This is a genomic window from Kitasatospora nipponensis, assembly GCF_039528135.1.
GTDB lineage: Bacteria > Actinomycetota > Actinomycetes > Streptomycetales > Streptomycetaceae > Kitasatospora > Kitasatospora nipponensis.
On record NZ_BAAALF010000509.1, the window covers coordinates 1 to 1072 of the forward strand.

A 1072-nucleotide genomic window follows, 5' to 3' on the forward strand; every position below is an offset into this window, starting at 1 on the left:
GTAGAGCCAGGGGTTCAGCTCGGCCACCGACCATGCCACACCGTCAGCCGGCGCCTGCCGGAGGTTGCGGAGCACCATCTGCAGCACGGATGATTTCCCGGAGCCCCAGGGCCCGATCAGCGCAAGAACACCAGACTCGCTCTGGCAGCGGACTTCGTTCAGAAGACCGACGGCGTGGTGCGCATATCTCTGGTGTCCGAGCAGGTCGGGGGCGTCAGGGCCGCCGTCGACCGGGTCGTCGTTGAAAAACCTGTTGGTCATGCGCCCATCCTGCCCCGGGAGAGGCGCTTCGAAGGGCGGAATGCAATCAAGAACCTGCGGTCACCAGCCTGGTGGGTGTGACGCCGATGGCTGTCAGGAGTGTCTCTTGGTCAGGGCGGAGGGTGTGCCAGTTCTTGCGTTGGGTGGTGATCCATCGCCGCTGGTGCTCGGCGGCTGGCCCTCGGTACAACCCTCCCGCTATTCCCAGCGCATCCCGAGCTCGGTCAGCCGTGCAGCCCGCTCGGCCGGGATGGTGGCCCGCCGCAGACGGCTGTTGGTGATGAACAGGCCGAGGCTGACCTCGACCTTGGTGCCGTCGTCCACGGTGAGCGGTTCCTTGTGTTTGCGGCCGACGTTCAGGTTCCCCTCCCGCTTCCGGTACTGAGCGGCGGCGGCGAGGTTGCGCCGCTCCTTCTCGGCGTGCGACACCTTGGCGGGTGGGAGCTGTTCGGCGGCCAGCGGCTCCAGTCCGAGGACGTGCTCACACAGCCACTGCTGGGCAGGGCCGAGCTTGTCCCAGCCGATCCGCTGCGCCCTTGCCCAGCCGGTGAGGTCTTCGCCCTGGACGACGACGGCACCCGGGTCACCTGCGAGCGACCCGTCGGCCTTCACGTGCCGCCAGGCGAGTGCGAAGCAGCGTTGCCACTCCACCGGCCAGGCGGGGCACCACGCCGGGTCGATCGCGTCCAGTGCCGCCTTCCGCTCGGCGGTCAGCGCCCCGGCCCAGTCCAGCCCGGTCTCCCCGGCCTCGGCTCGCTTCTCCAGGGCTTCGGTGCGGCGCTGCGCGGTGCGCAGGTTCTTGAGGATCGTC

At 68.9% G+C, this 1072-nt stretch carries 2 protein-coding genes; both read right to left on the reverse strand.

Annotated elements, in window-relative coordinates:
* A partial coding sequence (locus ABD323_RS41545; RefSeq protein ID WP_344447275.1) for a P-loop NTPase fold protein occupies positions 1–261 on the reverse strand: 261 nt, incomplete at its 3' end.
* A 198-nt stretch (positions 262–459) separates the two neighbouring features.
* Positions 460–1072: helicase associated domain-containing protein (locus ABD323_RS41550; protein WP_344447276.1), on the reverse strand; the 613-nt coding region annotated here is incomplete at its 5' end.